The sequence below is a fragment of the Pseudomonas sp. FW305-3-2-15-C-LB1 genome, assembly GCF_058787615.1.
Genome location: NZ_JBYSZX010000002.1, coordinates 648347 through 657173, shown reverse-complemented (window position 1 = coordinate 657173; position 8827 = coordinate 648347). Strand labels below are relative to the sequence as shown.

Below are 8827 nucleotides of genomic sequence, written 5' to 3'. Positions count from 1 at the left end.
AGGCCAACCTGGTGAGAATTAGGGCCTGCCTGACGGCAGGCCGTTACCGGCCCGCACACAAAAAATCTGACAGTCCCAGCGCTATCGGGGGCAAGCCCCCTCCCACATTTGGGCGCGGTCGGTGCTTTGCCGCAAGAACGATTTCTTGCGGCGAATACGTTCAAACTAACCAAGTGATTAACCGTTAGAACAACCATTGCCCATCACGTGGTAATTAAGAATATGCCGCTGGCCCTGCGAGTCTTCATATTCCATCTTCACCGGTACAACTTCGCACACTTCCGGAATACTGCTCATGGACAGTACTTTTGCCACGTCCAGATGGGTGCTGTAAGTGTAGTCTTCAACGATCGGAGGGTTGCTGCCAGCTACGTCAGTCGGGGCTTCGTCGGCCAGGGCGGCGGTGGCGCACAAGCTGCTGAGGGCCATAACTACTAAAGCTTTCATTTCTCTATTTACCTTCTTCAGGACGAAAGGGGTCACGGGGCCCTTGTGAGGCCACGTGTGTAACTCAAGAGTTGGGAAGTTCGGATTAACGTTGCCTTCGTGGGGGCTGTTGCGTTGTTAATCACTGCTGTATTTAACTAAAGTGCCGTGTTGGCGGAAGTGATTTTAGGCTCCCGGGTTATATTCATATACCCGTGCTTTTGATAAACACTATTGGCGGTTTTTGTAACAATCCGGTGGTAAAGCTTTTTTCACAAAGCCGCAAAGCGCCACAGCCCGCGGGCCAGAGCCGCAAACGGAGATATCAGGGCAATTTGTAGGGGCTTGTTACTACCATCGTCGAATGGTTCTATAGGGCTGCCCCGGCTACAACAGGGCCATACAAAAACAACTATGTCACCGAGGTAAGAAAGATGAGTGCGGCTTCCCTGTACCCCGTTCGCCCCGAAGTAGCAGCCAACACGCTGACCGACGAGGCGACCTACAAGGCCATGTACCAGCAGTCGGTGGTCAACCCCGATGGCTTCTGGCGCGAGCAAGCCAAGCGTCTTGACTGGATCAAGCCTTTCACCACGGTGAAGCAGACCTCTTTCGACGATCACCACGTCGACATCAAGTGGTTCGCCGATGGCACCCTGAACGTTTCCTACAACTGCCTGGACCGTCACCTCGCCGAGCGTGGCGACCAGATCGCGATCATCTGGGAGGGCGACGACCCTGCCGAGAGCCGCAACATCACTTACCGCGAGCTGCACGAAGAAGTCTGCAAGTTCGCCAACGCCCTGCGTGGCCAGGATGTGCACCGTGGCGACGTGGTGACTATCTATATGCCGATGATTCCCGAAGCCGTGGTGGCCATGCTGGCCTGTACCCGCATCGGTGCGATTCACTCCGTGGTGTTTGGCGGTTTCTCGCCGGAGGCCCTGGCCGGTCGCATCATCGACTGTAAGTCGAAGGTGGTGATCACTGCTGACGAGGGCATCCGTGCCGGTAAGAAGATTCCGCTGAAGGCCAACGTCGACGACGCCCTGACCAACCCGGAAACCAGCAGCATCCAGAAGGTCATCGTGTGCAAGCGCACCAATGGCCAGATCAAGTGGAACCAGCATCGCGATATCTGGTACGAAGACCTGATGAAAGTGGCGGGCACCGTGTGTGCGCCCAAAGAGATGGGCGCCGAAGAAGCGCTGTTCATCCTCTACACCTCCGGTTCCACCGGCAAGCCCAAGGGCGTGCAGCACACCACCGGCGGCTACCTGTTGTACGCCGGCCTGACCCACGAGCGCGTGTTCGACTACCGCCCGGGCGAAATCTACTGGTGCACCGCCGACGTCGGCTGGGTCACCGGCCACACTTATATTGTCTACGGCCCGCTGTCCAACGGCGCGACCACCGTGCTGTTCGAGGGCGTGCCGAACTACCCGGACATCACCCGGGTGGCGAAGATCGTCGACAAGCACAAGGTCAACATCCTCTACACCGCCCCAACCGCGATCCGCGCCATGATGGCCTCCGGCACCGCTGCCTGTGAAGGCGCCGATGGCAGCAGCCTGCGCCTGCTCGGTTCGGTGGGCGAGCCGATCAACCCGGAAGCCTGGGACTGGTACTACAAGAATGTCGGCCAATCGCGTTGCCCGATTGTTGATACCTGGTGGCAGACCGAAACCGGCGGCAACATGATGAGCCCGCTGCCGGGGGCCCATGCGCTCAAGCCGGGTTCGGCGGCACGGCCGTTCTTCGGCGTGGTGCCGGCATTGGTGGACAACCTCGGCAACCTGATCGAAGGCGCGGCCGAAGGCAACCTGGTGATCCTCGATTCGTGGCCAGGCCAGGCGCGTACCCTGTACGGCGACCATGACCGCTTTGTCGACACCTATTTCAAGACCTTCCGTGGCATGTACTTCACCGGTGACGGTGCGCGCCGTGACGAGGACGGTTACTACTGGATTACCGGCCGTGTGGACGACGTGTTGAACGTGTCCGGCCACCGCATGGGCACTGCCGAGATCGAAAGTGCCATGGTTGCTCACCCCAAAGTCGCCGAAGCGGCGGTGGTGGGTGTGCCGCACGACATCAAGGGGCAGGGCATCTATGTGTATGTCACCCTCAAAAATGGTGAAGAACCGAACGAAGCGCTGCGCCTGGAGCTGAAAAACTGGGTACGCAAGGAAATCGGGCCGATTGCTTCGCCGGACGTGATCCAGTGGGCGCCGGGCTTGCCGAAGACCCGTTCGGGGAAAATCATGCGGCGCATCCTGCGCAAGATTGCCACGGCTGAGTACGACGGGCTGGGGGATATCTCCACGCTGGCGGACCCGGGTGTGGTGGCGCATCTGATCGAGACCCACAAGACCATGAACGTCGCGTAAGGCGGGATAGTCGGATAAAGCCCCACCCGGTGTAAGCCGGGTGGGGCTTTTTTGTGGGATCTTGAAACCAATGGAGATCAAATGTGGGAGGGGGCTTGCCCCCGATGGCAGTGTGTCAGTAGACATATTTGGCGCTGATCCACCGCTATCGGTGGCAAGCCCCCTCCCACATGGGATCTGCGGCAGATCAATAAATATCGGTTTTTCGTGTAGGGCGTTTCTGAATGTTACCGCGAGCCCTGAATGTGTAACCTCGCGCCCAAACCTGAGGCAATGCGCTACGCCTCTGCCCCGAAAAACCCCATTCCAGACACCCCTGGAAATAAGATTAAACGCCAGACTTGCCGTGCCAGAAGGGTTTGCGAATAATAGGCCCGCAATTTGCAGCGTCTACAGGTTTAATGTCTTTTGTCTCTGCATAAAATCCAGAGGCTGTCAATGAGCTGGAACCGCTTTCTCGGTGCTTCTGTAAATTGTTGTCGCATTGAGGAAATATCGGCTTCCAGCCTGTCGTTAGAATGCCGATCACTCGCTCGTCGTCTCCGGTGTTGAATCGGTGTAAGACGCAGCACCGCTATTCGGTTTCCCTTACGCCGCATCGTGGGCCATGGCTCATACTGCTGTTTTGCCCTATACCGATGGAGTCCCAAGATGAAGAAACTCGTGCTGTTGGGCGCCCTGGCGCTGTCCATGCTGTCCATGCAGGCTTTCGCTGATGAAAAGCCCCTGAAGATTGGTATCGAAGCGGCTTACCCTCCGTTTGCCTCGAAGGCGCCGGATGGCAGCATCGTCGGTTTTGACTACGACATCGGCAACGCCCTGTGCGCAGAGATGAAGGTCAAGTGCACCTGGGTCGAGCAGGAGTTCGACGGCCTGATCCCGGCGCTGAAAGTGCGCAAGATCGACGCGATCCTGTCGTCCATGTCCATCACTGAGGACCGCAAGAAGTCCGTGGACTTCACCACCCGCTACTACCTGACCCCGGCGCGCCTGGTGTTGAAGGAAGGCACTACCGTCAGTGACAGCCTGGATGAATTGAAGGGCAAGAAAATCGGTGTTCAGCGCGGTTCGATCCACGATCGTTTCGCCAAGGAAGTCCTGGCTCCGAAAGGCGCCACCGTGGTGCCTTACAGCTCGCAGAACGAAATCTACCTGGACGTGGAAGCCGGTCGCCTCGATGGCACCGTGGCTGACGCTACCCTGCTGCAGGACGGTTTCCTGAAAACCCCTGCTGGCAAAGGCTACGCGTTCGTGGGCCCGGCGTTCACCGACGTCAAGTACTTCGGCGACGGCGTCGGTATCGCGGTGCGCAAGGGCGACAAGGAAAACCTGGACCGCATCAACGCAGCTATTGCCGCGATCCGTGCCAACGGCGAATACAAGAAAATCCAGGACAAATACTTCGACTTCGATATCTACGGCGCTGACGCCAAGTAACTCGTCGCAGCGATTTGTCCCAAATGGCGCAAGCAACAGAATTCCTGCGGTTTGCGCCATTTTTTCATCCCCCTTTTCGAGGACCTGAATCATGTTGAAAGGCTACGGGGCCGTCATCCTCGATGGCGCATGGTTGACGCTTCAGCTCGCCTTGTCGTCCATGGCCTTGGCCATTGTTCTGGGTCTGATCGGGGTCGCGTTACGCCTGTCGCCGGTGCGCTGGTTGGCTTGGCTGGGTGACTTGTACTCCACGGTGATCCGTGGGATCCCCGACCTGGTGCTGATCCTGCTGATTTTCTACGGCGGTCAGGACCTGCTCAACCGCGTCGCGCCGATGCTGGGCTACGACGACTATATCGACTTGAACCCCTTGGCCGCCGGTATCGGCACCCTGGGTTTCATCTTTGGCGCCTACCTGTCGGAAACCTTCCGTGGCGCCTTCATGGCCATTCCCAAGGGCCAGGCCGAGGCCGGCCTGGCGTATGGCATGAGCAGCTTCCAGGTGTTCTTCCGGGTGATGGTGCCGCAGATGATCCGGCTGGCAATCCCCGGGTTCACCAACAACTGGCTGGTTCTCACCAAGGCCACTGCGCTGATTTCGGTGGTGGGCCTGCAAGACATGATGTTCAAGGCCAAGCAGGCGGCAGACGCCACCCGCGAGCCTTTTACCTTCTTCCTCGCGGTGGCGGCGATGTACCTGGTGATCACCAGCGTGTCGTTGCTGGCCCTGCGTCATCTTGAGAAGCGCTACTCGGTAGGCGTAAGGGCGGCTGATCTATGATCTTCGACTACAACGTCATCTGGGAGGCCATGCCGCTGTACCTCGGCGGCCTGGTGACCACCCTCAAACTGCTCGCCATCTCGCTGTTCTTCGGCCTGCTCGCCGCCGTGCCCCTGGGCCTGATGCGCGTGTCCAAGCAGCCGATCGTCAATGGTGCGGCCTGGCTCTATACCTACGTGATTCGCGGCACGCCGATGCTGGTGCAGCTGTTCTTGATCTACTACGGCCTGGCCCAGTTTGACGCCGTGCGCGAAAGCTTCCTGTGGCCGCTGCTGTCCAGCGCCACCTTCTGCGCGTGCCTGGCCTTCGCGATCAACACCAGCGCCTACACCGCCGAGATCATTGCCGGCAGCCTCAAGGCCACGCCCAATGGCGAAATCGAAGCGGCCAAGGCCATGGGCATGTCGCGCTACAAGCTGTACCGCCGCATCCTGCTGCCGTCGGCCCTGCGCCGTGCGCTGCCGCAGTATAGCAACGAAGTGATCATGATGCTGCAGACCACCAGCCTGGCCTCCATCGTCACCCTGATCGACATCACCGGCGCAGCGCGCACGGTGAACGCGCAGTTCTACTTGCCGTTCGAGGCCTATATCACCGCAGGCGTGTTCTACCTGTGCCTGACCTTCATCCTGGTGCGCCTGTTCAAGTTGGCCGAGCGCCGCTGGCTGAGCTACCTGGCGCCACGGAAGCACTGATATGCAACGTATCGATCACCGGTTGCCCTGGGGTCACCTGGGCTGCGAGCGCCAACTGAGCGTGTTCCGTTTCGGCAAGGGCGAGCGCAAGGCCTATATCCAGGCCAGCCTGCACGCCGACGAATTGCCCGGCATGCGCGCCGCGTGGGAGCTGAAAAAGCGCCTCGTCGAACTGGAACAGCAAGGTGCGCTCAATGGCGTGATCGAGCTGGTGCCAGTCGCCAACCCGATGGGCCTGGGCCAACTGCTGCAAGGCAGCCACCAGGGGCGTTTCGAGGTGGGCAGTGGCAAGAACTTCAACCGTGATTTTGTCGAGTTGAGCGAGCCGGTTGCCGCGTTGCTCGAAGGCAAGCTGGGTGATGACCCCCACGCCAATGTGCGTTTGATCCGTCAAGCGATGAGCGATGTACTCCGCGCGTTGCCCGAGCCAAGCAGCCAGTTGCAAGGCATGCAGCGCATCTTGCTGAGCCACGCCTGCACCGCTGATGTGGTGCTGGATCTGCATTGCGATGCCGAAGCCGCACTGCACATGTATGCACTGCCGCAGCACTGGCCGCAGTGGCGTTCGCTGTCGGCGCATTTGAATGTGAAGGTCGGCCTGCTGGCGGAAGACTCCGGCGGCAGTTCGTTCGATGAGGCCTGTTCGCTGCCGTGGTTGCGTTTGTCTCAGGCGTTTCCTGAGTCGCAAATCCCGTTGGCCTGCCTGGCGACTACGCTGGAGCTGGGCGGTCAGGCCGATACCGGGCGTGACGAGGCGATCTTTCACGCCGAAGGTATTCTCGCGTTCCTCGCTGAGCAGGGCTTGATCAAGGGGGAGTGGCCCGCGCCACAGTTCGAGCCCTGTGAAGGCCTGCCGTTTGAAGGCACCGAATTGTTGTTCGCGCCCCATGCCGGGGTGATCAGTTACCTGCGTAAAGCCGGTGATGTGGTCGAAAAAGGCGAGCCGATTTTTGAAGTGATTGACCCCCTGGAAGACCGCGTCAGCACGATCTGCGCGGGCACCTCGGGGGTGCTGTTTGCCGTTGAACGGCTACGTTATGCCCAAGCGGGTTTCTGGCTGGCCAAGGTGGCGGGGCGCGAAGCGCTGCGTCACGGGCGCTTGCTCAACGACTGACCACCTGTTTTTGTGAGAACCGACCGCATGTACAAACTTGAAGTCCAAGACCTGCATAAACGCTATGGCAGTCATGAAGTGCTCAAAGGAGTGTCCCTGGCCGCTGCGGCCGGTGATGTGATCAGCATCATCGGTTCCAGTGGTTCGGGCAAAAGTACTTTTTTGCGCTGCATCAACCTGCTGGAGCAACCCCACGCCGGCAAGATCCTGCTCAACAACGAAGAGTTGAAGCTGGTGGCCAACAAGGACGGCGCCATGAAGGCTGCCGATCCTAAACAGTTGCAGCGCATGCGTTCGCGCCTGTCCATGGTGTTCCAGCATTTCAACCTGTGGTCGCACATGACCGCGCTTGAAAACGTGATGGAAGCGCCGGTGCACGTGCTGGGCATGTCGAAGAAAGACGCCCGTGAAAAAGCCGAACACTACCTGGCCAAGGTCGGCGTGGGCCATCGCAAGGATGCGTTCCCCGGCCACATGTCCGGCGGCGAGCAGCAACGCGTGGCCATCGCCCGCGCCCTGGCGATGGAGCCGGAGGTGATGCTGTTCGACGAACCCACCTCGGCGCTGGACCCGGAACTGGTCGGTGAAGTGCTCAAGGTGATGCAGGACCTGGCCCAGGAAGGCCGCACCATGGTGGTGGTGACCCACGAAATGGGCTTTGCCCGTGAGGTGTCGAACCAGTTGGTGTTCTTGCACAAAGGCATCGTCGAAGAGCGTGGCAACCCGCGGGAAGTGCTGGTGAACCCGCAGTCCGAGCGCCTTCAACAGTTCCTGTCCGGCAGCCTGAAATAATGACCTCCTGTGAATAGGTAACCCCTGTGAGAGGGGGCTTGCCCCCGATAGCGGTATATCAGTTAGACGTGTTTATCTGACACACCGCCATCGGGGGCAAGCCCCCTCCCACATTGGATATGCATCGTTTTTGAGATTTGTACTCGATTACGGGCTAGCATTGGCCCTTGTCTTCATTACTGTTACTGGCTTCGGATAGCACTCCCATGACCGCCCACAAAATTGGTTTCCTGATTTGGCCCAGCACAAAAGCCCTGACGCTTGCGCTGGCTGAGGAGGCCTTGCGCGTTGCCCAGCGGGTGCATCCGGAGGTGGTCTACGAGCTGTCGTTCCTGCAGGCCGAACCTCCCACTGGCAATGCCTGGCAACTGCCGGGCGAGCCGTGGGCTGGCAAGCTCGAAGGTTTCCAGAAGCTGTTCCTGCTGGCGGATGAACCACCCACCGTCATTGCCTCGCAACTGAGCACGGCGCTCAAGCAGTTGGTGCGGGCCGGGTGTGTGATCGGTAGTCTGTCGGCCGGTGTCTATCCGCTTGCCCAGCTCGGCCTGCTCGACGGCTACCGCGCCGCCGTGCACTGGCGTTGGCAGGATGATTTTGCCGAGCGTTTCCCCAAGGTCATCGCCACCAGCCATCTGTTCGACTGGGACCGCGACCGTCTCACCGCCTGCGGGGGCATGTCGGTGCTCGACCTGCTGCTGGCGGTGCTGGCCCGTGACCACGGCGCCGAACTGGCCGGCGCGGTCTCCGAAGAACTGGTGGTGGAGCGCATCCGCGAAGGCGGCGAGCGCCAGCGCATCCCGCTGCAGAACCGCCTGGGCTCCAGCCATCCGAAGCTGACCCAGGCGGTGTTGCTGATGGAAGCCAACATCGAGGAACCGCTGACCACCGACGAAATTGCCCAGCACGTGTGCGTGTCGCGACGACAACTCGAGCGCATCTTCAAGCAATACCTCAACCGCGTCCCCAGCCAGTACTACCTGGAACTGCGCCTGAACAAGGCCCGCCAGATGCTCATGCAAACCAGCAAGTCGATCATCCAGATCGGCCTGTCGTGCGGCTTCTCCTCGGGGCCGCATTTCTCCAGCGCCTACCGCAACTTCTTCGGCGCCACCCCCCGTGAAGACCGCAACCAGCGGCGCAGTAGCAGCCCGTTCGAGCTGTCGTCGGTGCCGTCGGAACGCGGCTGAATACA

The 8827-nt window shown here is 59.9% G+C and carries 8 protein-coding genes; 7 read left to right on the top strand and 1 reads right to left on the bottom strand.

Annotation, left to right across the window (positions count from 1 at the left end; all coding sequences use genetic code 11):
• Positions 1–177 precede the first annotated feature (177 nt).
• The gene (locus tag AC3WP7_RS06830) at positions 178–447 is read right to left on the bottom strand and encodes a DUF2790 domain-containing protein (RefSeq protein WP_092242420.1); all 270 of its coding nucleotides are present in this window, start codon (positions 445–447) and stop codon (positions 178–180) included.
• Between the two features lie 413 nt (positions 448–860).
• Here AC3WP7_RS06830 and acs point away from each other — a divergent pair, with 413 nt between their 5' ends.
• From acs to AC3WP7_RS06795, 7 genes are all read left to right on the top strand, one after another.
• On the top strand, positions 861–2816 hold the full coding sequence (gene acs / locus AC3WP7_RS06825) for an acetate--CoA ligase (protein ID WP_078049889.1): 1956 nt from the start codon (positions 861–863) through the stop codon (positions 2814–2816).
• A 651-nt stretch (positions 2817–3467) separates the two neighbouring features.
• Positions 3468–4253, top strand: a complete 786-nt coding sequence (locus tag AC3WP7_RS06820; RefSeq protein WP_102592250.1) for an ABC transporter substrate-binding protein — start codon at positions 3468–3470, stop codon at positions 4251–4253.
• 91 nt (positions 4254–4344) lie between these two features.
• Positions 4345–5034 (top strand): ABC transporter permease, encoded by a 690-nt coding sequence (locus tag AC3WP7_RS06815; RefSeq protein ID WP_010208305.1) that lies wholly within the window; start codon positions 4345–4347, stop codon positions 5032–5034.
• On the top strand, positions 5031–5729 hold the full coding sequence (locus AC3WP7_RS06810) for an ABC transporter permease (RefSeq protein ID WP_092242429.1): 699 nt from the start codon (positions 5031–5033) through the stop codon (positions 5727–5729). Before AC3WP7_RS06815 ends, AC3WP7_RS06810 begins: the two co-directional genes overlap by 4 nt.
• Position 5730: 1 nt before the next feature.
• The gene (locus tag AC3WP7_RS06805) at positions 5731–6843 is read left to right on the top strand and encodes a succinylglutamate desuccinylase/aspartoacylase family protein (protein ID WP_093529832.1); all 1113 of its coding nucleotides are present in this window, start codon (positions 5731–5733) and stop codon (positions 6841–6843) included.
• A gap of 27 nt (positions 6844–6870) precedes the next feature.
• Positions 6871–7635, top strand: coding sequence for an ABC transporter ATP-binding protein (locus AC3WP7_RS06800; RefSeq protein WP_003214336.1), 765 nt, complete (start codon positions 6871–6873; stop codon positions 7633–7635).
• A gap of 206 nt (positions 7636–7841) precedes the next feature.
• Positions 7842–8822: a GlxA family transcriptional regulator gene (locus AC3WP7_RS06795; RefSeq protein WP_102592251.1), complete on the top strand. Its 981-nt coding sequence runs from the start codon at positions 7842–7844 to the stop codon at positions 8820–8822.
• Positions 8823–8827: the final 5 nt, after the last annotated feature.

Coding starts and splice junctions, on each gene's coding strand:
- AC3WP7_RS06830 (WP_092242420.1), bottom strand. CDS start 447: ATGAAAGCTTTAGTAGTTATGGCCCTCAGCAGCTTGTGCGCCACCGCC.
- acs (WP_078049889.1), top strand. CDS start 861: ATGAGTGCGGCTTCCCTGTACCCCGTTCGCCCCGAAGTAGCAGCCAAC.
- AC3WP7_RS06820 (WP_102592250.1), top strand. CDS start 3,468: ATGAAGAAACTCGTGCTGTTGGGCGCCCTGGCGCTGTCCATGCTGTCC.
- AC3WP7_RS06815 (WP_010208305.1), top strand. CDS start 4,345: ATGTTGAAAGGCTACGGGGCCGTCATCCTCGATGGCGCATGGTTGACG.
- AC3WP7_RS06810 (WP_092242429.1), top strand. CDS start 5,031: ATGATCTTCGACTACAACGTCATCTGGGAGGCCATGCCGCTGTACCTC.
- AC3WP7_RS06805 (WP_093529832.1), top strand. CDS start 5,731: ATGCAACGTATCGATCACCGGTTGCCCTGGGGTCACCTGGGCTGCGAG.
- AC3WP7_RS06800 (WP_003214336.1), top strand. CDS start 6,871: ATGTACAAACTTGAAGTCCAAGACCTGCATAAACGCTATGGCAGTCAT.
- AC3WP7_RS06795 (WP_102592251.1), top strand. CDS start 7,842: ATGACCGCCCACAAAATTGGTTTCCTGATTTGGCCCAGCACAAAAGCC.